26 protein-coding genes are annotated in these 22,386 nt (G+C 33.6%); 24 read left to right on the forward strand and 2 right to left on the reverse strand.

Annotation, left to right across the window (positions count from 1 at the left end; genetic code table 11):
• Nucleotides 1–33 precede the first annotated feature (33 nt).
• Complete coding sequence (locus PMOB_RS02825; protein ID WP_012208385.1) at nucleotides 34–588, reverse strand: DUF4416 family protein; 555 nt, start codon at nucleotides 586–588, stop codon at nucleotides 34–36.
• Nucleotides 575–1,054 carry a hypothetical protein gene (locus tag PMOB_RS02830; RefSeq protein WP_012208386.1) on the reverse strand — a complete coding sequence of 160 codons (480 nt, stop codon included), beginning with the start codon at nucleotides 1,052–1,054 and terminating at the stop codon, nucleotides 575–577. Before PMOB_RS02830 ends, PMOB_RS02825 begins: the two co-directional genes overlap by 14 nt.
• Before the next feature lie 297 nt (nucleotides 1,055–1,351).
• Here PMOB_RS02830 and PMOB_RS02835 point away from each other — a divergent pair, with 297 nt between their 5' ends.
• The 24 genes from PMOB_RS02835 to PMOB_RS10190 all read left to right on the forward strand — a co-directional run bounded on the left by PMOB_RS02835 (nucleotide 1,352) and on the right by PMOB_RS10190 (nucleotide 22,342).
• Nucleotides 1,352–3,031 carry an acyl-CoA mutase large subunit family protein gene (locus PMOB_RS02835; RefSeq protein WP_012208387.1) on the forward strand — a complete coding sequence of 560 codons (1,680 nt, stop codon included), beginning with the start codon at nucleotides 1,352–1,354 and terminating at the stop codon, nucleotides 3,029–3,031.
• Nucleotides 3,032–3,172: 141 nt separating this feature from the next.
• Nucleotides 3,173–3,574, forward strand: a complete 402-nt coding sequence (locus PMOB_RS02840) for a cobalamin B12-binding domain-containing protein (protein ID WP_012208388.1) — start codon at nucleotides 3,173–3,175, stop codon at nucleotides 3,572–3,574.
• Nucleotides 3,552–4,484 carry a methylmalonyl Co-A mutase-associated GTPase MeaB gene (meaB, locus tag PMOB_RS02845; protein ID WP_012208389.1) on the forward strand — a complete coding sequence of 311 codons (933 nt, stop codon included), beginning with the start codon at nucleotides 3,552–3,554 and terminating at the stop codon, nucleotides 4,482–4,484. The genes PMOB_RS02840 and meaB overlap by 23 nt, the downstream gene beginning before the upstream one ends.
• Nucleotides 4,468–4,872, forward strand: coding sequence for a methylmalonyl-CoA epimerase (gene mce, locus PMOB_RS02850; protein ID WP_012208390.1), 405 nt, complete (start codon nucleotides 4,468–4,470; stop codon nucleotides 4,870–4,872). The genes meaB and mce overlap by 17 nt, the downstream gene beginning before the upstream one ends.
• Nucleotides 4,873–4,957: 85 nt before the next feature.
• Complete coding sequence (locus PMOB_RS02855) at nucleotides 4,958–6,514, forward strand: acyl-CoA carboxylase subunit beta (RefSeq protein WP_012208391.1); 1,557 nt, start codon at nucleotides 4,958–4,960, stop codon at nucleotides 6,512–6,514.
• Nucleotides 6,515–6,527: 13 nt separating this feature from the next.
• Nucleotides 6,528–6,920, forward strand: coding sequence for an OadG family transporter subunit (locus tag PMOB_RS02860; protein WP_012208392.1), 393 nt, complete (start codon nucleotides 6,528–6,530; stop codon nucleotides 6,918–6,920).
• Nucleotides 6,921–6,926: 6 nt separating this feature from the next.
• Nucleotides 6,927–7,397 (forward strand): biotin/lipoyl-containing protein, encoded by a 471-nt coding sequence (locus PMOB_RS02865; protein WP_012208393.1) that lies wholly within the window; start codon nucleotides 6,927–6,929, stop codon nucleotides 7,395–7,397.
• A 46-nt stretch (nucleotides 7,398–7,443) separates the two neighbouring features.
• Nucleotides 7,444–8,484 carry a potassium channel family protein gene (locus tag PMOB_RS02870; RefSeq protein ID WP_012208394.1) on the forward strand — a complete coding sequence of 347 codons (1,041 nt, stop codon included), beginning with the start codon at nucleotides 7,444–7,446 and terminating at the stop codon, nucleotides 8,482–8,484.
• Between the two features lie 11 nt (nucleotides 8,485–8,495).
• Nucleotides 8,496–9,812, forward strand: coding sequence for a hypothetical protein (locus PMOB_RS02875; RefSeq protein ID WP_012208395.1), 1,317 nt, complete (start codon nucleotides 8,496–8,498; stop codon nucleotides 9,810–9,812).
• A 114-nt stretch (nucleotides 9,813–9,926) separates the two neighbouring features.
• Nucleotides 9,927–10,304, forward strand: coding sequence for a 30S ribosomal protein S6 (gene rpsF, locus PMOB_RS02880; protein WP_012208396.1), 378 nt, complete (start codon nucleotides 9,927–9,929; stop codon nucleotides 10,302–10,304).
• 22 nt (nucleotides 10,305–10,326) lie between these two features.
• Nucleotides 10,327–10,842, forward strand: a complete 516-nt coding sequence (locus PMOB_RS02885; RefSeq protein WP_012208397.1) for a single-stranded DNA-binding protein — start codon at nucleotides 10,327–10,329, stop codon at nucleotides 10,840–10,842.
• A gap of 87 nt (nucleotides 10,843–10,929) precedes the next feature.
• On the forward strand, nucleotides 10,930–11,160 hold the full coding sequence (rpsR, locus tag PMOB_RS02890; protein WP_012208398.1) for a 30S ribosomal protein S18: 231 nt from the start codon (nucleotides 10,930–10,932) through the stop codon (nucleotides 11,158–11,160).
• A 114-nt stretch (nucleotides 11,161–11,274) separates the two neighbouring features.
• On the forward strand, nucleotides 11,275–11,724 hold the full coding sequence (rplI, locus tag PMOB_RS02895) for a 50S ribosomal protein L9 (protein WP_012208399.1): 450 nt from the start codon (nucleotides 11,275–11,277) through the stop codon (nucleotides 11,722–11,724).
• 25 nt (nucleotides 11,725–11,749) lie between these two features.
• Nucleotides 11,750–12,577 (forward strand): MBL fold metallo-hydrolase, encoded by an 828-nt coding sequence (locus PMOB_RS02900; protein ID WP_012208400.1) that lies wholly within the window; start codon nucleotides 11,750–11,752, stop codon nucleotides 12,575–12,577.
• Nucleotides 12,578–12,672: 95 nt separating this feature from the next.
• Nucleotides 12,673–13,143, forward strand: a complete 471-nt coding sequence (locus PMOB_RS02905) for an NfeD family protein (protein ID WP_012208401.1) — start codon at nucleotides 12,673–12,675, stop codon at nucleotides 13,141–13,143.
• A gap of 48 nt (nucleotides 13,144–13,191) precedes the next feature.
• Nucleotides 13,192–14,121, forward strand: coding sequence for an SPFH domain-containing protein (locus PMOB_RS02910; protein WP_012208402.1), 930 nt, complete (start codon nucleotides 13,192–13,194; stop codon nucleotides 14,119–14,121).
• 18 nt (nucleotides 14,122–14,139) lie between these two features.
• Nucleotides 14,140–14,661 carry a hypothetical protein gene (locus PMOB_RS02915; protein ID WP_012208403.1) on the forward strand — a complete coding sequence of 174 codons (522 nt, stop codon included), beginning with the start codon at nucleotides 14,140–14,142 and terminating at the stop codon, nucleotides 14,659–14,661.
• A 71-nt stretch (nucleotides 14,662–14,732) separates the two neighbouring features.
• A complete protein-coding gene (pdo, locus tag PMOB_RS02920) occupies nucleotides 14,733–15,404 on the forward strand; it encodes a protein disulfide oxidoreductase (protein WP_012208404.1) in 672 nt (223 codons plus the stop codon).
• 22 nt (nucleotides 15,405–15,426) lie between these two features.
• A complete protein-coding gene (gene trxB / locus PMOB_RS02925) occupies nucleotides 15,427–16,449 on the forward strand; it encodes a thioredoxin-disulfide reductase (RefSeq protein ID WP_012208405.1) in 1,023 nt (340 codons plus the stop codon).
• Between the two features lie 98 nt (nucleotides 16,450–16,547).
• Nucleotides 16,548–16,823, forward strand: a complete 276-nt coding sequence (gene rpsO / locus PMOB_RS02930; protein ID WP_012208406.1) for a 30S ribosomal protein S15 — start codon at nucleotides 16,548–16,550, stop codon at nucleotides 16,821–16,823.
• A 60-nt stretch (nucleotides 16,824–16,883) separates the two neighbouring features.
• A complete protein-coding gene (locus PMOB_RS02935) occupies nucleotides 16,884–18,971 on the forward strand; it encodes a polyribonucleotide nucleotidyltransferase (protein WP_012208407.1) in 2,088 nt (695 codons plus the stop codon).
• Between the two features lie 402 nt (nucleotides 18,972–19,373).
• Nucleotides 19,374–20,603: a M16 family metallopeptidase gene (locus tag PMOB_RS02940; protein WP_012208408.1), complete on the forward strand. Its 1,230-nt coding sequence runs from the start codon at nucleotides 19,374–19,376 to the stop codon at nucleotides 20,601–20,603.
• Nucleotides 20,604–20,626: 23 nt separating this feature from the next.
• Nucleotides 20,627–21,667: an HD-GYP domain-containing protein gene (locus PMOB_RS10185; RefSeq protein WP_012208409.1), complete on the forward strand. Its 1,041-nt coding sequence runs from the start codon at nucleotides 20,627–20,629 to the stop codon at nucleotides 21,665–21,667.
• 3 nt (nucleotides 21,668–21,670) lie between these two features.
• On the forward strand, nucleotides 21,671–22,342 hold the full coding sequence (locus tag PMOB_RS10190) for a metal-dependent transcriptional regulator (RefSeq protein WP_012208410.1): 672 nt from the start codon (nucleotides 21,671–21,673) through the stop codon (nucleotides 22,340–22,342).
• Nucleotides 22,343–22,386: the final 44 nt, after the last annotated feature.

Raw genomic sequence — 22,386 nt, forward strand, 5'->3', positions numbered from 1 at the left:
TTCACCATCCGTTTATAGAAATTTATAAGCACATTACGATATATAATTTTTTCTTTTCTTCAGATAAATATCTCTGATAGAATCTAACTCATTTAAATATTCAGGATCTTTAAAATTAGGGTAAGTGTATTTGAGAGGTTCCCATTGTCCGAAATTGTACATTAAGGTAATTTCCGCATATATACCTTTACCAATATAAATCCTGTTTCCCCAGTGTTTTGTGCTCGCTAAAACGAATTGAGTGTGGTGTAGATAGCCAATATCTACATTTACTTTTCTTTTACCATCAACAGAAAAGTTTTTCTCAATTTCATTCGTTATCAATTTCGCATCCGGCAAAAAACCGGGAGAACTTAGATATTTAAAGCTCACCAATCTTGATTCAATTCGGATATTTTTACCCATTTCTTCGTTATAATAATCTGTAAAGCGCTGAAAATCCAATGAAGAAGAAATATAGTCAATAGGCCCAAAATGTTCTTCAAGCAGCTCTTTCAAACCCATCTTATAAAACCATAAATCAGAATCTCCAGCAGTAAATATATGCGCCAAATAATTTACAAGATCCGGTGCTTTAGTCATTCCCATATGACAAACTCACCTCAAAATTTTCTAGTTTTACAGTGTATTTGACAAGTGGTGTTTCAATAACCGTTTCACCTTGATTACCGTGTATCTCTAAATTTTCTCCAAAACCCAATTGGATTTGAACATCTTGATCTGGTGGAACCACAGTTTCGTTTATATATATCTCAGAAGGTCCTCTATTGATAACATTTAGGGTGTATATATTTCTTCGCAGTATACTGTTGTAAAACCTCAAATCTTGAATTAGAAAATAAAGAAAAATTAAGTTAATGACTAAGAACGCTACCATCAAAAATTGAAATATCTTAAGTTTGTTATACGCCGTATCTTTCCTTTCTAGCTGAACTTCTCCCTTTAACTCTTCATCTTCAAAGACTACATTTATCTCTTCATCTAATATAGTACTCAATCTCTTTGCTACATCTGTCAAAGAGACTTTGGAGAAGTACTCAAAGTCTCCATCCATAAGATTTTCTAGGGTGGATACAGGTATTTTTAAATTATCGGCTATTTGTTTTGGGGTATAATTGGATTTCTCAATTAATGACCTAAGGTCTTTGTCAAAATGTGCTTTTATCGTTTTTTACCTCCTCAAACTGACTTTTTAAATTATAACACAATATTGCCTTCGTTAGTCAGCGAAATTATTTTTTGAAAATAAAAATTTGTAAATTTTAAAATAATAGGGTAAAATAATAATGACCCCGGGTAATGAAATTTTTTTCATAGTTCGTATAAAAATTTATTGTGGGAGGAAATTCCTATGTTTGAAAGAGAAAAAATTCATGAAATAGAAAAGTCAAAAAAAGAATGGGAAGGGAAAAAATTAGAACCTACCTTAAGACGTTTCCCAGAGAGAAAAAAGGAATTTGTTACCTCATATGAAGATGAGATTGAAAGGCTTTATACACCTTTAGATATAGAAAATTTAGATTACCTTAAAGATTTAGGCTTTCCTGGTGAATACCCTTTCACCAGAGGTGTACAACCAACCATGTACCGAGGTAAGTTGTGGACCATGCGTCAATATGCAGGATTCGGGTCCGCAGAAGAATCCAACAAAAGATATAAATACTTATTAGAACAAGGCCAAACAGGTTTATCTATAGCCTTTGACCTGCCAACACAAATAGGTTTTGACTCAGACGATCCCATGTCCGAGGGGGAAGTAGGAAAGGTTGGAGTAGCAATAGATTCACTAAAAGATATGGAGATTCTTTTCGACGGCATCCCTCTTGATAAGGTGAGTGTTTCAATGACTATCAACTCAACTGCGATGATTTTATTGGCAATGTTAATGACTATTGCAAAAAAACAAGGTGTTCCTTATGAAAAACTTAGAGGCACTATTCAGAACGATATTTTAAAAGAATACATAGCAAGGGGCACTTATATCTTTCCACCAAAAGAATCTATGAAGTTGATAGTAGATATTTTTGATTATGGAAGCAAAAACCTTCCAAAATTTAACTTAATAAGTATCAGTGGCTATCATATTAGGGAAGCAGGAGCCAATGCTGTTCAAGAAGTAGCTTTCACATTGGCAGATGGAATAGCCTATGTCGAGGCAGCAATTAAAGCCGGATTAGATCCAAATGAATTTGGAAGGAACCTTTCATTCTTTTTTAATGCCCATAACAACTTTTTAGAAGAAGTGGCGAAATTTAGGGCAGCCAGAAAATTATGGGCGAAAATTATGAAAGAACGCTTCGGTGTGACGGATGAAGACGCAATGAAATTGAAATTTCATACCCAGACTGCCGGTTCCACATTAACCGCACAACAACCTTTGAATAACATAATAAGGGTAACAATTCAAGCTTTGGCTGCAGTTTTAGGTGGTACCCAATCACTTCACACTAATTCTTATGATGAGGCTTTAGGACTGCCTACAGAACAATCCGTCACCGTCGCTTTAAGAACACAACAAATCATAGCCCACGAAATCGGAGTAAGCGAAACCGTAGATCCTCTAGCGGGATCGTTCGCTATAGAAAAATTAACTTTAGACATAGAAAAAGAAGCTCAAAAATATTTAGAAAAAATAGATGAGATAGGCGGAATGGTAAAAGCCATAGAGGACGGATACCCTCAAAAAGAAATATTAAATAGTGCTTATAAAACACAAAAAAGGATAGAAAATAAAGAACAGATCATAGTGGGGATTAATGAATACAATTCTGACAAAAAAGAAAAGATAGATATCCTAAAAGTTGATGAAGAACAAGAAGAAAAGCAAATAGAAAAGTTAAAGAATTTAAAAAGGCAAAGAGATACCACAAAAGTAGAACAATCTTTGAATAGATTGAAAAAGGCTGCAATAAACGAGGAGAATTTATTCCCTTATGTAATTGAATGTGTAGAAAACTATTCAACAATAGGAGAAATAACAAAAATTTTAAAAGAAGTTTATGGGGAGTATCGTGAAAGTACTACAATCTAATTATTTTTTTATATTAACCGAACCTTTGCCATTTTAGAAACTTTATACAATGAGGGTGGGGAGCGGGGCAAAGGGGCGCTGACAGAAATTTTAGAGTTTTTAAAGTCAGCATTTACCATTTGGAGAGGAGGCAGCTTTGAAATGAGTACAAGAATTCGTGTCTTAATAGCTAAACCAGGGCTCGATGGTCATGACCGAGGAGCTAAAGTTTTAGCAAGAGCACTAAGAGACGCCGGAATGGAAGTAATCTACACAGGCATAAGAAGAACTCCGGAAGAAATCGTTGAAGCAGCAATTCAAGAAGATGTTGATTTAATTGGCTTATCTATACTTTCAGGTGCACACAAGAAGTTATGTCAAAAAATACTAAATTTACTAAAAGAAAAGGAAGCTGATATTCCCGTTACCCTTGGTGGAATCATTCCGGAAGAAGATATCCCGCAACTAAAGGAAATGGGAATAATCGAAATTTTCACCCCAGGTACTTCATTAAAAGATATAATAGAGAAGGTGAAAGATATTGCAATGGGCAGAAAAGTATGAACAATTACTTCCAAAATTTAAAGCCCATAATAACACCGCTTTAGCAAAGATGATTTCTCTATTAGAAGACAATTATTCACAAACCTGGGAAATTATTTCTAGATTACATTCGGATATTCAACCAAAAAATTCATATGTAATAGGTGTTACAGGTAGTCCTGGCGTTGGAAAAAGCTCTTTTATTTCAAGATTGGTCTCATTTTATTCCAACAAAGGTCAGAATATCGGAATAATACTGATAGATCCTAGCAGCCCTTTCAGTGGTGGGGCTTTTTTGGGAGATAGGGTAAGAATGTTTGATTTAACCAATGCTTCTAACGTTTACATTAGAAGTATAGCAAGTAGAGGAGCAATGGGGGGAGTTTGCAATTCGATTTATGATATCATTGATGTAATGAAGGCATTTGGCTTCGATACAATAATCATAGAAACGGTGGGAACCGGTCAATCAGAGATCGATATATTCTATGCTTGTGACACAACTCTTTTAATATTATCTCCTGATTCTGGTGATGAAATTCAAATTTATAAGGCAGGAATAATGGAAATAGCCGATTGTTATATTGTCAACAAGATAGATCTTCCTAATTCCAAAAGATTTTTAATGTACTTGGAAAATTATTTAGATTCACGGAACGAAGATCATAAAAAGGTTTTTGGCGTTAGCTCAATTGAAAACAAAGGATTTGAAAAAGTTTACGAATGGTTAGAATCAAACAGAGAATACTTTCAAAACCTTAATTTAAAAGAAAATTTAAGAAAAAAAAGTCGAGTTAAAAACTATCTTTTCCATCTGATAGAAAATTACTTGGAAGGTTATTCTTTAGAAAATCAAGATGCCGATTCCCTTAAAAAAGACGTTATAGCATTCATCTGTGAAGAGGAGGGAAACGATGGAGCCAAAAATTGACCACATCGGAATTGCTGTCAATTCCATAGAAGAAGCATTCAAGTTGTATAGGGACCTACTTCACATTGAAAAGAGCACTGAAGAGATCCTTGAAGATAGGGGTATAAAAGTTACCTTTTTGTACATAAAAGATGTTAGAATAGAACTTATGGAGCCTATGAGAGAAGACTCTGAAATATCAAATTTTTTAAAAAAACGAGGCGAGGGATTCCACCACATCGCATTTCAAGTAGATAACATTAAAATGGTCTTAGAAAACGCAAAAAAAATGGGTTACAAAACCTTATCTGATGAGCCTAATCGAGGAGCAGGTGGAAGTTTAGTTTTCTTTTTACATCCAAAATCTGCTAACGGTATTTTAACCGAGTTTGTTGAATATCAAAAATAGCAATTTATGGAACGAAGGGGCGCTGACACGACGTTTTAGAGTTTTCAATTATAGTATAAATATCGCAAATGAGGAGGTCTTATATATGCCAGATGAAGAACTAATTCAAAAAATAGAAGAGTTGAGAAAAAAGAAAGACTCCCTTCTTCTTGGTGGAGGGGAAGAGAGAATAGAGAAACAACATAAAATGGGTAAATTAACCGCCCGTGAGAGAATAGACGCTCTTGTAGATGAAGGTACTTTCGAAGAAATCGATATGTTAGTTAAACATAGATGTACATACTTTGATTTAGATAAAAAAGAGTTTCCATACGATGGAGTTGTCACAGGATTTGGAGAGATCAACGGCAAAAAAGTTGCAATTTTTTCCCAAGATTTCACCATTCAAGGTGGATCCCTTGGAGAAATGCATGCAAAGAAAATAATGAAATTACAAGATTTGGCTATGAAATACGGTATACCTTTAATCGGAATAAATGACTCTGGCGGAGCTAGAATACAGGAAGCTGTTGATGCCCTATATGGTTACGGTGGAATCTTTTATAGAAATACCCAGGCTTCTGGTGTAATTCCTCAAATAACCGTTATAGCCGGCCCGTGTGCAGGAGGGGCGGTTTACTCCCCAGCGATAACTGATTTTGTAATTATGGTGGATCAAACTTCACAAATGTTTATCACAGGCCCTCAGGTTATAAAAACTGTGACTGGCGAGGACATTGATAAAGAGAATTTGGGAGGGGGTAAGATTCATAACTCAAAAAGCGGTGTCGCCCACCTTTTGGCAAAAGACGATGGGCAAGCCATGGAACTTGTCAGAAAGTTACTTTCTTACATACCTTCAAACAATGTTGATCCTGTAGAACCAATTGATTACGATAAAAATTATGAATTACCCGAAGAAATAAACGAAATAGTCTCACCTAACCCGAAAAAAAGTTATGATGTAAAAGATTTAATCAATTTAGTATTTGATCCAGGGTCTTTTTTTGAAATTCATCCTCATTTTGCCAAAAATATTGTCGTAGGCTTTGCAAGATTGGAAGGAAAATCTGTGGGGATAATAGCCAATCAACCAAAAATCTTGGCAGGTTCTCTCGATATCGATGCTTCCGATAAAGCAGCCAGATTTATAAGATTTTGTGACTCTTTTAATATACCTATTATCACCTTTGTTGACACACCTGGATACTTACCAGGAGTATCTCAAGAACACGGTGGAATAATTAGACATGGAGCAAAGCTATTGTATGCTTATTCTGAATCCACCGTTCCTATGATCACAGTAATTTTAAGAAAAGCCTATGGTGGGGCTTATATTGCAATGGCTTCACAACATTTGGGCGCTGATTTTGTGTTTGCATACCCAACAGCGGAAATAGCTGTTATGGGATCAGAGGGTGCCGCAAACATTATCTTCGCTAAAGAGATTGAAAGTTCTGAAAATCCCGAAGAAAGGAGAAAAAGACGCGTTGAAGAATACAAAGAGCGGTTTGCAAATCCCTATGAAGCAGCTTCTAGGGGCTATATAGAAGATGTTATAGAACCCATCGAAACAAGAAGAAGGTTAGCTACTTCTCTTTCCATAGCTTACTCAAAAGTAAAACCGACTCCATCTAAAAAGCATGGAAATATTCCGTTATGATGGAGGAATAATTATGAAAAATGTATGGATTATTTCATTAATGGGAATATCTATAGTCTTTCTATTGCTAATAATTTTAATGGTGATCATTTGGCTTTTCCGTTTTTTCTTTAAAAGTAATACTAATAATTCGTCAGGTAAATCAAGTTTAGAAAAACCTCAAAAAGAGTACATAAAACCACCACAGGTCAAAAGAATTGAAAATGACGAGAAAAGTGATGAAGAAGAACTGTTTGCTATCGTTTCGGCTATAACCAGTTATCTTGCTGACAAAGAATTCAAAATTGAAAGCATTAAAGAAGTTCCAAATAAAGAGTTGAAATTGGAAAAGAAAATTAAAACAAGGTGGATGAAACACCAACCTTCTATTTCTTGGAGACCTTATTACAACAAAAAGTGGAGGTAAAGTAAATTGAAAAGAAAATTCAAAGTTACTATAAACAATAAAACCTATGAGGTTGAAGTTGAGGAAATAGGCTCTGAAATTGCTAACGAAGAAAAAACAAAAGAAACAGAAGAAAGAGTCTCTGAAAAAGAGCAATTTAATGAGATCCCCAAAGCTGTTGTCGAGAAAAAAGCTGAAAAAAGGGGCAAGAAAAAAGTTGAGAAAAAACAAAAAGATGAAGAGGAAAAGGTCCCTGAGGAGCCAAATAAAAGGGAAACAGACTCAGGTTATGAGGTCAAAGCTCCCCTTCCAGGAGTAATCAACGAAATAAATGTGAAAGAAGGTCAGAGCGTCAAAGCTGGAGATAAGCTTGTCATAATCGAAGCAATGAAGATGGAAAATGAAATACCAGCCGAAAACGACGGTATAGTTGAAAAAATTTTGGTAAAAAGAGGGGACAACGTCGAAGGTGATCAAACATTAATGATTATAAGGTAAAAATCACTAATCTCCAAAGTGGAAAGGGGGCACATGTCTCGATCAAATGAATGAAACTCTAACTTTGAAAATAAGACGATTTGTGATATCGATTATAATTTTTGTTCTAATAGTCTTTACAGGAACGGTAGGTTATATGATACTGGAAGATTGGGCTTTTTTAGACTCTCTATTTTTTACTATAATCACCTTGAGTACCGTTGGATACGATATACCTGCCGATCTATCGGGAGTTTCACATATATTTACAATGGCATTGATCCTCTCTGGAATAACGGTAGTTTTATACTCTCTTTCAACCCTAACCTCCTTCATTGTTGAGGGTGAGATGAGAAACGTTTTGGAGGTAAGAAAAAGAATGAAAAAAATAGATGGTATGAATAATCATTATATTGTTGTAGGAGCCGGTAAAACGGGATTTTTTGTCTGTCAAAATCTGTTAAAAGAGAAAAAAGATTTTGTCTTGTTGGATAAATCAGAAGAAAGAGCACAACAATTTCTAAAAGAAATAAATGAGGAAATTCCATATTTTATTGGTGACGCAAAAAATGAAACGGTGCTGGAAGAAGTTGGAGTCAAAAGAGCTGATAGCATCATATTAACCCTACCGTCCGATGTGGATAACTTGTTTGTTGCTTTAACGGTGAAAAGTATAGTACCTAAAATCAACATCATCTCAAAAGTCAACGATCCCGAATCGGTGAAGAAACTATCTTATGCTGGAATCAACAAGATTGTTCTTGAATCTGAAATCTCTGGTAATAGATTAGCCTATATGGCAACTCGGCCTAATATTGTATCATTTCTTGAAACGATCATTCATACGCCAGAAAAAGATTTACAGCTGGAAGAGGTTGATATACCCAAAAACTCTTGGGTAATTGGTAAATCCCTTAAGGAAATAGCCCTACCCGACAAGGTAGATATGATTGTGATAGCCGTAAGAAAAAAGGATAATAACAGCATATTCAATCCTAAGGCAAATACCATAATAGAAGAGGGAGACGTGATAATAGTACTGGGGGAAGACTCTAAAATTAAAAGATTGAGAGAGATAGTTGAGCAAGATAGTTACCAGCTAAGATGAGGGGGTATAAAATGTACAAAAAAACTTTGGTTCCCACTTTAATGATTCTTTTACTTTTTTCGTTTGGATTTTCAATAAATTTAGAACTTGACTTTCAAGGGACATATGATAATTATGAAGAAACCTTCACTGACAGGATAGGTATAAAGTTATACAATTACACTTCAAACTTCGATATCACAAGTGAGTTAGCCTTTTACAACGATGATAAGTATTATTTTTATGAGTCAGATTACTATTGGGATCACTACTTTCTGATAGAAAACAGTTATATTACCCTTAGAAACGATGATCAAACACTTGAATTGAGTGGTGGTATAAAACAACTAAAAGATGAAGTGAATTCTCCCTACTCATTGTTTTTATCTTCCAATAATATTCCTCTTGTTAATTTAGATGTAGGATATGAAGATGAACATTTCTTTTTTGAAACCATGTGGGTTCAATTGGTAAGTGAAAATAACTGGAATTTTGATCCTAAAGCAATGAATTACAAAACGTATGGATTGAAATTTGGCAATTTCAGGGTGGGCTATCAAGATGTGCTTGTTTACAACAGGACTTTTGACCTTTTTTATTTTTTAAATCCAATGCCCGCATATTTTGCTCAAGAGATTAGAGCAGTAGGAAATGGTATGCCTTGGTCCGAAGAAATAAACGATAACTCAATAATGGGATTCTTCTTTGATTACAAGGACTCTAATTACTATATTTACTCTCAATTATTAGTAGACGATTTCAACGCCAACAGATTCTTCAATCCAGAGGACACACAAACTCCTGACAAAGTAGCCTTTTCTTCTGGATTAAACCTAGCAAGCAGCCTAGGAACTTTAGGTGTTTACGGTGCCTTTGCAACACAATACACTTTTCAACCTGGATGTGGTAACAGTAGTTACACTATCTATCCGGACAGTATTTATTATTATAAAGGTGAGAAGAGGATTATAGATTTCACAGATAATTACATCGGATACAAATACGGTGAAAACACGGTTTCTTTCCTAGTTGACTATAATTACACGTACAATAAGTGGTTCAACCTTTATTCTTCTTTTGAAACGGTGTTTTCCGGAAGTAAATCCCCAACGGAGAATACGGCTCCAGATGAAGGTACCTATCTTTTGGATGATCCACTTTTGGAAAAAAGATATGTGTATACCATAGCAACAAACTTCTATTTTAACAATCTAGAGTTTAACCTATCAGCTGATATGGGAGTAATACAAAATAAATTAGAATTCAATGAAGTTGCAGATACTTTCGAACCTTCAACTGAAGATGAAAATATTTTAAAAATAAACTTTGGATTTGGTATAGAATTTTAATATAATTTTTAAATAAAAACAATAACCTTATTTAGATTTTCTGTTATAATTGCACATGAAAAAATCCTGCTTCTGATAAGTTCAGAGGCCTAAGACCATAGGAGGAGGTATATAGTGGGAAAAAGATACTACGAAACAATGTTTGTCGTTAGAACAGACATTCCTGAAGAGGAAAGAAATGCTTTGGCAGAAAAGGTGAGGGGTTGGATAGAAGGCCAACTGGAAGGTGAAGTAGAAGAGTTCACGAGATGGGGTGTAAGGAAATTAGCCTATAGGACTCAAAAAGGTAAATTTACAGAAGGTGATTACACCTACATCATATACAAAGCTGATCCAGAAAAGATTAACCAACTGGATGATCTTTTTAAAGTGAACCAAGAGATTTTTAGGTTTCAAACGATTAGAAGAGAAGATCTTGAGAAAAAAGTAAGAAAAACCCAAAAAGAAGCAAAAATAAAGGTAGAAGAACCAGAAATTTCTGAAGAAATTTAACGAAAAATAGGAAGTGTTTTTTATGTCTATTTCTTATAACAAAGTTATTTTGGTTGGGAGATTGACCAGAGATCCAGAGATACGTTCTACTATGAATGGAAATAACGTTGCAAACTTTCATTTAGCTGTTGACGGAGGTACTTCAAACAATCAAGATGGCACAGATTTCATAAAAATTGTGGCTTTTGGTAAACAAGCGGATTTTGCATCAAACTATTTAAAAAAAGGGAAATTGATCCTAGTTGAAGGATCGCTTCATATTAATCAATGGACAGATAGAGATAATATAAAAAGAGAAACAGCTGAAATCTGGGCCAATAGAATGAATTTCATGGAAACAAAAAAGGCTCAAGAAGCTAATGAATTTTCTGGTATGCCCATTGCGGTAGAAGAAGGTTTCTCTGATATAGACAATATTTCAGACACCGATCCGATCGAAGAAATAGGTGATGAAGCTTTTCTCGGAGACGACACTTTTTTAGAAGGAGACCTTGATGACCTTGAAAATGATCTTTCTTCAGATAATAAACCTATCTGATCTGAAAAATTTTAGAAATAAGTTTTTTAGGTAAAGGGGTAACTAGAACGAAAATAAAAAATGAGAAAAACGGAGGTTTTAAATAAAATGGCTTACGTTAAAAAAGAAAGAAAAAGGATAAAAAAATGCAAATTATGCAGGGATAATGTTGAATATATTGATTACAAAGATGTCAGAAAATTAAAAGAGTTTATGAACGATAAAGGAAAAATCCTTCCAAAAAGAATAAATGGAAATTGTGCCAAACATCAAAGAATGGTTCGAACAGCGATACAACGTGCAAGAAAAATGATGTTAGTCCCTTACGTGAACGAGTGAGGCTACAATTCATGTTATAAATACAATAGATAGAGGGATTCCTCTATCTATTTTTTTTGAAGATATGTTTTTTACCTAATTATGATAAAATTGTACAAAGGGGTGTTTTGACAGATGAAAGTATTGTTGCTGGAAGATGTAGCTAAATTAGGGAAAAAGGGTGAAATAAAAGAAGTTTCTGATGGATACGCAAGGAATTATTTGATTCCAAAGAATTTGGCTGCTGAAGCAACCGGAGGTTATATAAAGCACATTGAAGAAAGCAAAAAAATAGAAGACAAAAAGAAGGAAAATCTAAGAAAAAGAAGCGAAGAAATTTTAGAAAAATTAAAGGGTACAAAAATAGAAATAAAAGCAAAAGCAGGAGAAAAAGGCAAACTTTTTGGTGCGGTAACAGCTCAAGATATTTCTGAAAAAATAGAGGAATTACTTGATGAAAAGTTTGACAGAACTTGGTTTGATGAAAAGGTAAACATAAAAGAATTAGGAACTCACACTTTAAAAGTCAAACTTCCTCAAGGCGTGAGAGGGGAAATAAAGGTTGAAATAAAACCAGAAAACTAACAAATTTCAATGGGAGTTGTGATAGTTGGAGTTTTTAATAAGATCAAAGGCATTGTATACGACTTGGGTTTTTTACAAACCAGATAGAATACTTTTCGATGCTGGAGAAGGGGTTAGTGCAGAGTTAGGAAACAAAATATATGGAATTGAAAAGATCATTTTAACACACTCTCACGTAGATCATATAGCAGGATTGTGGGGAATCGTTAATACTCGCAATAACGCTATGGGGAACAGAAATAAAAAACTAGAAATTTACTATCCACAGGGATCGGAAAATATTAATGAATATTTAAAATTTATAGGTAAAATGAATAAAAGATTGAGATACGAAATAGATTTTAGGGAAATAACGTTATCTGACACGATCCCTCTTAACAACAAAAGGTTTATAAAACCATTTAAAACAAGACATACCCCTGGGGAAACCTCTTTTGGTTACCAAATTTTAGAACAAAGAAAAAGATTAAAAGAAGAGTACAGAGAACTAAAAGAGTCAGAAATAAAAGATTTAATAATCAATAAAAAAGAAGACATCCTAGAAAACTATACTGCTAACATATTAACCATAAGCGGGGATTCGCTACCTATTCCCCCCAATTTCGCAAAAGATTGTGGAACGCTACTTCATGAATGTACCTTTTTTGATGAAAAGGATAGAAAAATTAGAAACCATACCTCTCTAGCAGAATTAAAAAATTTAATTAACATTTCCAAGCCTAAGAGAGTTATTATATACCATGTCTCAAGTAGGTACAACAGCAAAATTAAGTCAGCCAAAGAAGAATTGAATAAAGAATTCCCAGATATACAAATAAATATCGTCCACCCTGAAAAAGTTTTCAAGATCTAATTTTGCTGTTTTTTTGCAAAAAAGCTTTATTCGTAATGCTTTTGAGGTGATTCCTTAATCCTCATTTGCTACGCAAATGACGTGAGGTGATAATTATGGGTCAATGGGGTGTGTGGGTTATTTTTGCAATAATTTTTGCGATTGCTGAAGCTATACTTCCATCTTTTTTCTTTTTATGGTTCGCCATAGGAGCTGGAGTAGCAGCTATTACATCTTTATTTATTTCATCGGTCGTTTTAAATTTGCTAATATTCTTAATCGTTTCTTTTTTGTTGTGGATCTCAACAAGAAAAATTGTACAAAATATGTACAAAGGCTCTTCTACTATAAAACCTTATCAAGATCAATTTGTTGGCATGAAAGCTAAGGTGGATAAGATTGGCGATGAAGGAAGAATCATAGTTAAAATAAAGGGAGACGAATGGAGAGCATTTCCAGAAGATGAAGAAAACTATCTTATTAATGTGGGCGATGATGTTATAATCACAAGAAAAACCGCTAATTTTGTATATATAAAAAAAATCAATGCATCTGAAAATAATCAAAAAAAAGAGACGGGGGAATAAAATGTTTTTTAGTGACCACAATTTGAAAAAGAAAGGTGGGGAAAAACAATGTTGGTAATATTGATAATAGCAGTTTTGTTTTTGATCTTTATTGCTGCAATGAGTTTAAGAATTATCCGCCCTTACGAAAAAGGTTTGGTAGAAAGATTAGGAAAATTTCATAGACAGGTTGATTCTGGATTAAATTTCATCATGCCTTTCATAGAAAGAATAACCAAAGTAGATTTAAGAGAAATGTTGATAGATGTTCCACCTCAAGAGGTTATCACTAGGGATAACGTTATAGTTACCGTTGATGCTGTTATATATTACGAGATAACTGATGCTTATAGAGTAGTCTACAACGTTGGAGATTTTACTTCGGCGGCTGTTAAATTGGCTCAAACAAATTTAAGAAACGTTATCGGAGAATTAGAATTAGACCAAACATTAACCTCTAGAGAAAGAATCAACACAAAACTCAGAGAAGTATTAGATGAAGCCACCGATAAATGGGGAGTAAGAATCACCAGAGTGGAGATCAAAAAGATCGATCCTCCTCAAGATATTATGGATGCAATGAGCAAGCAAATGAAAGCCGAAAGAATGAAAAGAGCTGTTATTTTAGAGGCTGAAGGGTACAAACAATCACAAATTACCAGAGCAGAAGGAGACAGAAATGCTGCAATATTAAAAGCAGAAGGTGAAGCGGAAGCCGTTAAGAAAAAAGCAGATGCTCAAAAGTATAAATTAAGTATCGAAGCAGACGGAGAAGCTGAGGCAATTCTTAAAGTTTTCGACTCAATCCATAAAGGCAATCCTACAAAAGATTTGATAACAATAAGGTACTTTGAGGCATTAAAAGCAATCTCAGACGGGAAATCAACAAAGGTCTTTATGCCTTATGAAATTTCGGGAATATTGAGCTCTGTAGCTGCTATGGCAGACATTTCGAAAAACGATATAATCTCTGATAGCAATCCAGAAAATAAAGAATAAAATTCTGAGGTAATTTTTATGGTATTATTAAAGTCTTTGTTTATCAATGCAATCAGTTTTTTAATAGCATTTGCTGTTATTAGACTTTTGATCATGAAAAATAAAGAACCCTATCATTTCGTAGATTATTTTAACCTGTACGGTTTAACATCTTTTTTGCTGGTATGTTTTTATTTGAAGTATTTAAACGATTTAACGATATTAATGGAAATTATTGCATTCTTTATTTTGTTCTTATTTTATCTAAGGTCTTTTGACGCGGCTACAAAAAAATATCATGAAAGATTCAAAATAACTATTCTCTCTTTCGGTTATTCAAAAAAAACATATTTTAATAATTTTCTCTCAAAAAAAATCCTAATGAGAGGGGTTGAAGCTTTTCTTTTCGCCGTATCTTTTTATTATTTCATGGATAAACTATTTTTGTCAATCCCCATAATATTAAATCCGATGATAATAATAATACCGTCGATCCTTTTATTTTTTACAACGATTGTTAAATCATCAAAAATTAACAAAACATATAGAATTTTAAAGTAGATTAAATCAAAATATGTTAATATACCTATATAGGGTATATACAACACTAAATTAGATGGAGGTTTTTAAATATGGAAAAATTGATGGACAAAGAAACACAAAACAAGGTAAGAGAAATTTTAGAGGAATTGACAGAGCCTGTTCAAATATTTTTATTCAAAAATGATGGAGAATATTCAGAAATTGTTGAACAGTTACTTGGAGAGCTCAAGGAATTAGATGATAGAATAAAAGTTGATACCTACCATTCTGATTCTGAAGAAATTAACAACTACGATATTGAAAGAGATTTATTTCCAGCTATGGTAATATTAGATAGCGAAGGAAACGATTACGGAATTAGATATTATGGGATCCCTTCGGGATATGAGTTCACTACTCTGCTTCAAAATCTCATCGCTGTATCTAATAATAGTGTGACCTCTTTCAGCGATGAAAACAAAGAAAAATTATCTAAAATAGACAAAAAGATGAGGATCAGAGTTTTCGTGACTCCAACTTGTCCATACTGCCCTAGGGCTGTTTTTGCAGCTCATCAAGCCGCTATGTTAAACCCTAATATAACAGGAGAAATGATAGAAGCTAACGAATTCGATCGAATATCTTTTGAATATGGTGTAAGTTCCGTTCCACATACCGTGATAGAAGTAAAAGAAAGCGAAGAATGGGTAAAAAAAGGTGAGTTTGTGGGAGCCTACCCTGAAAATAGTTTTGTGGAAGAAGTTTTAAAAGCAGTTGAATAAAGTAGTTGAAGGAGGTTCTCAGATGTTTTTTAACGTTGAAGGGGCTAACAAAAAATCCGAAATAAAACAACAATATGACGTTGTAATAATCGGTGGCGGTCCTGCCGGGATTTCAGCTGCTATATATGCCTTACAAGGCGGAGCTTCTACCCTGGTAATTGAAAAAGCAATTGAAGGCGGACAAATGAATTTAACAGATATTATAGAAAATTACCCAGGGTTTAAAACGATAAAGGGTGAAGAGCTATCTTCTTTGATGAAAGAGCACGCAGAGCAGTTCGGAGCCGACTTCTATGATGGGAAAGTTATAGAATTGATAGACAGCCTTACGGCAGATAAGGATGAAGATTTCCACAAAATGGTTGTTATGGAAAATGGAAAAACAATCAAATCAAAGGCAATAATAATAGCAAGCGGATCTTACCCTCGAAAATTAGGGGTTAAAGGTGAAGAGGAATTTTCTTCCAGAGGTGTTTCTTACTGTGCATCGTGCGATGGTCATTTTTTTAAGAATAAAAAAATTGCTGTCGTGGGAGGAGGAAATACAGCCGTAGAGGAAGCGGTTTATTTATCGAACATAGCTAAAGAAGTTTATATAATTCACAGAAGAGAAAAACTTAGAGCTGATAAACTTTATCAAGATAGAGCCTTTTCTCGTAATAACATAAAGTTTAAATGGAATTCGGTCATTGAAGAAATTAAAGGCAAAGATAAGGTCGAAAGTTTGGTCATTAAAAATCTAAAAAACGATGAAGTTTATGAAGAACCTTTCGATGGAGTTTTTGTTTTCGTTGGATTAGTGCCAGAAACAAGCTTTTTAAATAAAGATCTTTTCGATTTTGACGAATATGGTTTCTTAATTACAGACGAGAATATGGAAACAAAAGTTAAGGGTATTTATGCAGTAGGAGATGTAAGAAAAAAGGAGCTCAGACAAATTGTAACTGCGGTGTCCGATGGAGCTATAGCTGCTTCACATGCAATTCGCGAGTACGTTAATGAAGACCAAATATCATCAACTCAATCGATAAATTTGACAAAATGAAGATATAATTGTATAATATGTTTAGTACCTTTAACTCAGTTTAGGGTGTAACCCCTTTTCTTGGTTAAAGGAATATTCTGCAGGAGGTTATAGAAAAGATGTCTAGAGGATTGGACCCCGAGAAGAAAGAAGAGCTTATCGAAGAATTTAAAATCAACGACAAAGATACTGGTTCTGTAGAAGTGCAAGTAGCTCTTCTTTCTGCTAGAATCAAACATTTAACGGAACATTTGAAACAACACCCAAAGGATTACCATAGTAGACGTGGATTGATGATGATGGTAGGAAAAAGACGAAAGATGCTCAAATATTTGAGAAAAAGTAAACCCTTAGTTTATCAAGAAATCATCAATAAATTAGGTATAAGAGGTTGATAACAAATTTTTTAAAAAGCGGGGCATAAGCTCCGTTTTGTTTTTATAGGAGGTGTGAGAATGAAAGTATTGGAAAAAGAACTTTTTGGCAGAAAATTACGTATTGAACATGGTAAAGTTGCCAAACAGTCTCTTGGTTCTGTGATGCTGACTTTTAACGAGTCAACTATACTAGTTACAGCAGACGCTTCGGAAGAAACAGTAAAAGGTCAGGACTTCTTTCCATTAACCGTAGAATTTCAAGAAAAATTCTATGCAGTTGGTAAAATTCCAGGAGGTTTTATAAAAAGGGAAGGGAAACCAAGCGATGAAGCCATATTAGCTGCAAGGCTTATCGATAGACCTATTAGACCTTTGTTTCCAGAGAATTTTTTCAATGAGGTCCAAGTAATAACTACGGTATTTTCAATGTTGAATGGCGATAGTATAGAAACATGGGGTATAACAGGTGCTTCGTTAGCCCTGAATCTTTCACCTATACCATTTAATGGTATTGTTGCGGGAGTAAGGATAGGATACGTGGATGGACAATTCATTGCCTTCCCAACCCAAGAACAACTAAAGAATTCTAAAATTGACATGGTCGTTGCAGGAACCAAAGATGCAGTTACAATGGTAGAAGGTGAATCACTGGAAGTTTCTGAAGAAGAAATGGTAGAGGCTCTGATGTTCGCACAGGAAAAGATAAAAGAAATTATAGCAATTGAAGAAGAGTTTCTTTCAGAATTAAACATTGAAAAATGGGAAGTTCAAAAAGAAATAGTTCCAGAGGAATTTATTGAAGATTACCTATCTCTCATAGACGAAGAAGAGTTAAAAAAGGTACTACTCACAAAAGGTAAAAAAAACAGGGATAAAGTTATATCAGAGTATAAAAAGAACGTAATGAAAAAATTTGAAGAAATCTTCTTGGAAAAATGGAGTGTGGCTTTTTTTGAAGATAAAAAACGTTTCTTAGAAAATGCTTTTGAAGAAAAACTTCAAGATTCGATGAGAAAAATGATTATTAACGAGAACAAAAGAGTTGATGGAAGAACTTGTGATGAAATTAGAGATATCACCTGTGAAGTAGGGCTGATACCTAGAGTGCACGGTTCTGCACTTTTTACCAGAGGGGAAACTCAATCTCTAGGAACTGTTACTTTAGGTGCTCCTTTGGATGTTCAAGTTCTTGATACTATATTCAGCGACGAAGAAAAGAGGTTTATGCTCCATTATAATTTTCCTCCTTTCTCAACCGGTGAAGTAAAAAGGCTCAGAGGAGTCAGCAGAAGAGAAATTGGCCATGGGCATTTAGCAGAAAGAGCACATAAAAACCTTATCCCAAGCGATGAAGAGTTCCCTTATACTATTAGAGTCGTTTCTGATATTTTAGAATCAAATGGTTCCTCATCTATGGCTAGCGTATGCTCTGCCTCCTTGGCTTTAATGGATGCAGGTGTACCAATCCAAAAACATGTTGCGGGTATTGCCATGGGTTTGATCTTTGAAAACGATAATTTCGTAGTTTTAACAGATATTTTAGGAATGGAGGACCACCTAGGAGACATGGATTTTAAAGTAGCAGGAACAAGAGATGGAATAACTGCTTTTCAAATGGATGTTAAAACCAGTCAGGTTAATAAAGAAGTTCTTCAAAAGGCTTTAGAAAAAGCAAAAATAGCACGGTTGAAAATTTTAGATAAGATGTATGAAACTATCCCTCAACCACGCAAAGAATTGTCTCCATACGTTCCAATAATGAAAGTATTTAAAATACCCGTCTCAAAAATAGGAGAAGTAATCGGACCCGGTGGAAAAAATATTAAAGAGATCAGCGAATTATACAATGTTGAAGTTTATATAGAAGATGATGGAAAAGTCAAGGTAACTGGCCATAATGCAAACAAGGTTGATGAAGCTATTAATCACATTCAAAATTTAATCGCACAAGTAGAAAAAGGTGGAATTTTTGAAGGTACAGTGAAAAGAGTCGAAAAATACGGTATATTTGTAGAAGTGTTACCCGGTAAGGTTGGAATGTTACATGTATCCAATTTGAAAGACAAACTTGAATCCTTTAAAATTGGTGATAAGGTTAAAGTCGAAGTAATGAAGGTTGAAGACCAAGGAAAATTCCAATTAAAACAATTAAAAGAAGAAAATTAAAAAATCAAACGTGCGGCTTTTTAACCGCATGTTTTTATTAATATTAGTAATAGATATTGTTTTTAGAAGTTCTAAAATTTATATAAAGCAACCCTTTCCCCGCCCCATACCCCTAAGGATTAAAAAGTTCTTGAGTTTTTTACCTCGTCCCTTCCCCAATTTTATTCCTAAAATATCTTACGATTTCAATACTTGCTTTATAAAACACAATCAGAGAAAAATTTACAGCCAATTTCGAAGTTCTTACTTAGGACAATTATCCATCCAATTGTTTGTATTACATGTTAGATATAATTGATATTGTTATGGTATAATTAAATATCGTAAATTTGCTGTTTTTCCAAACAAAATATTTAAGAAAAATGATTTTAAACTCTTTAGCACATGGAGGGAAAACTAACTTTGTATACTCATGAAATATTAGACAATGGTTTAGATGTAATTCTTATCAACAGGGATTCTATGATGAGTGCTTCTGTACTTTTTTGTGTGAAAGCAGGTTCCTCAAAAGAAGCAAAAGAAAATGCAGGATTATCTCATCTCATTGAACACGTTTCTTTTCGAGCAACTAAAAGAAAAAACACCTTCGAAATAAAACAACCAATAGAAGAAGTAGGTGGTGTCTTAAATGCCTTCACTTCAAAGAATTTCACAGTTTTTTTTGCAAAGATACCTTCTCTAAAAGTGAATGAAACACTAGAAATCATGTCTGAGATTCTTTATGAACCTTTATTTAAAGAAGAAGATATAGAAAAAGAAAAAGGTATAATATTAGAAGAAATCTCTTCATATGAAGATGACCCCATAAACATAGTATTTGAAAACTTATACACTAATGTATATGATGACAACTTTTCAAGACCTATAATGGGATACAAAGATACCGTTATGAATATAAAAAAATCAACAATAGAAGAATTCCACTACAAATACTATCAACCGGAAAACACTGTGGTCATAATATCAGGAAAATTCGATGAGGATTCGGTATTGAAACAACTCAACAAAATAAAGAGCATTGAAACTTTGAACTCTTTTAAAAATAACATCACCAGTCCTTCGATAGTTGACAAAGAAATCTTCATCAAAAAATACAAAAATGATTTAGCTAGCAATTATTTAGTTCAAGGATTTAAAGCACCTTCTAAATTAGATGAATACTATTACTCTACACTAGTACTCAATACCTTTCTGGGAAGTGGAATGAGTTCCCTGCTATTTTCAAGAATTAGAGAAGAAGAAGGTTTAGCTTACGAAGTCACATCAGATTATGAAACTTATCCGAAAGCTGGATTGTTATTATTTTATGCAGCAACAACTGATAAAAACCTGGAAAATCTACTCAGAAAAATACAGGAAGTTGTAGATGATCTTAAGAATAATAAAGAAATCGAAAAATGGTTCAATTACGGGAAAAATAGATTAATCGGTAAATTAACGTTAGAGGTAGAAAACAATTTATCTATGGCTTTAAATATTTTAGATTTGTATGTAAATTATGGTAAAATCATGACGATAGAAGAATTTATAAAAAATATAGAAAAGGTTGAACTTTATAACGTTATTGAAGCGGCAAGCAATATTTTTTCTAACAATAAATATGTTTCGATACTTTCACCGAACAATCAATAAAATCTTGAAGGCGGGTGTTCTTTATGAAAAAAATCCCTTTTTATGAATTAAAACCCGGTCAAATAGTCGCAGAAGATGTTTTTAAAGAATCTCTTTTGTTAATTCCAAAAGGAACTGTCTTAAAATCAACTGACATTAACAGGTTAAGAAGTCACGGTATAAAGACCGTAAATGTTTACGATGAAAATGATTTTATTGAAAAAAAGATCGAAGAAAATATTTCCATAGAATTTGAAAATATTCCCCCTATTGTAGAAGAGGAAACATATAATGAATGGCATCAACATTTTGAATTTGTAAAAGATATTACGTATTTAAAAGACGATCCTTCAGAATTAGATTCTCTTGCAGAAGATATTTATAAGAAATTTTTAAAAACTGAAGACGTCGTATTAAATTTATTTCATGCCATAGGAAGCGAAGCTTTAAATTCTCATTCTATAAATACATCAATCATTGCCTCAATAATCGCTTCAAAATTGAATATGCCAGATGTATTCTTCGACTCTCTTGTAAAAACGTGTCTACTCCATGACATTGGATACAGCTTGATAGGAAAAAGAGTAATATTTGATTATATAGACCTAGAAGATGTAACGGTCAGATCTCATATTGTATCCGCTTATGAAACCTTAAAAAATATTCAAAAAAATATAGGGAAAGAAATTGTAGATGCTATTTCTACCCACCACGAACGATACGACGGAACTGGTATTTTTATGAGATTAAAAGAGAACGCTATAAGTCCTTTGGTAAGAATATTACAAATAGGAGACGCTTACGACTCCTACATAGAAATAGGGAACTCCCCATACGAAGCGATGAGTTTTCTCTTAAGATATTCGGGATTAATTTTTGATCCGTATTATGTAAGTGTTTTCTTTTCAATAGTTGGGTTGTACCCAACAGGAACCCAGGTAATTCTAAACAACGGCAAGAAGGCTACCGTAGTCAAAAAGGGAAAAACTTCATCTTTTCCAATAGTCGAATGTGATGGAAAAACTATTGAAACAGGAATGGAAACTGGCTTGTTCATCAGAGAAGTACTGAAAAAAGGAGAGTAAATATTGGCTGAAAATATCTCAGAAAGTTTGGAAAATTATTTGAGAGCGATTTATATTTTACATATCGATGGAAAAATACCAAGAGTAAGAGATATTTCAAGAATATTATCCGTAAAAGATGCTTCCTCAGTTGAAGCTATTAGAAAACTAGAAAAGCATGGATACGTTAAACATGAACGGTATGGTTATGTAAAACTTACGGAAAAAGGGTTGCTTAATGCCGAAAAGGTTTATAGAAGATACATAATTCTTATAGATTTTTTTGTCAACGTATTAGGACTTTCAAAAGAAGAGGCATATACCCTGTCTTGCGGTATTGAGCACCACATGAATGATAATTTTTATATTTCTTTAGATGGATTAATGTTATTCCTTAAAAGAAACCCCATAGAATTAACGGAAGCAAAGAAGTTTATTTCAAATTATAAGAAAAAAATGCCTCATGACTTCAAAACTTCTCTCTGGGATTTGAATATATCAGAATCTGCAAAAATATACGATATTTCAGGAGATTCTATATTACGGAAAAACATAATGGACAAAGGTATATATCCTGGTTTAACTCTAAAAGTAATAAAAAAAACCGATGACATGATCGAAATTTTGGTTAATGAAAAAGTAATCAATCTTACGTCACATGAATCAAAGCATATAATAATAGGAAATCTAAATTAAAGTTTAACTCTTTAAATTTATTTTTTGCCCTAAGGAGGTACATA

It is taken from the genome of Petrotoga mobilis SJ95, assembly GCF_000018605.1.
GTDB lineage: Bacteria > Thermotogota > Thermotogae > Petrotogales > Petrotogaceae > Petrotoga > Petrotoga mobilis.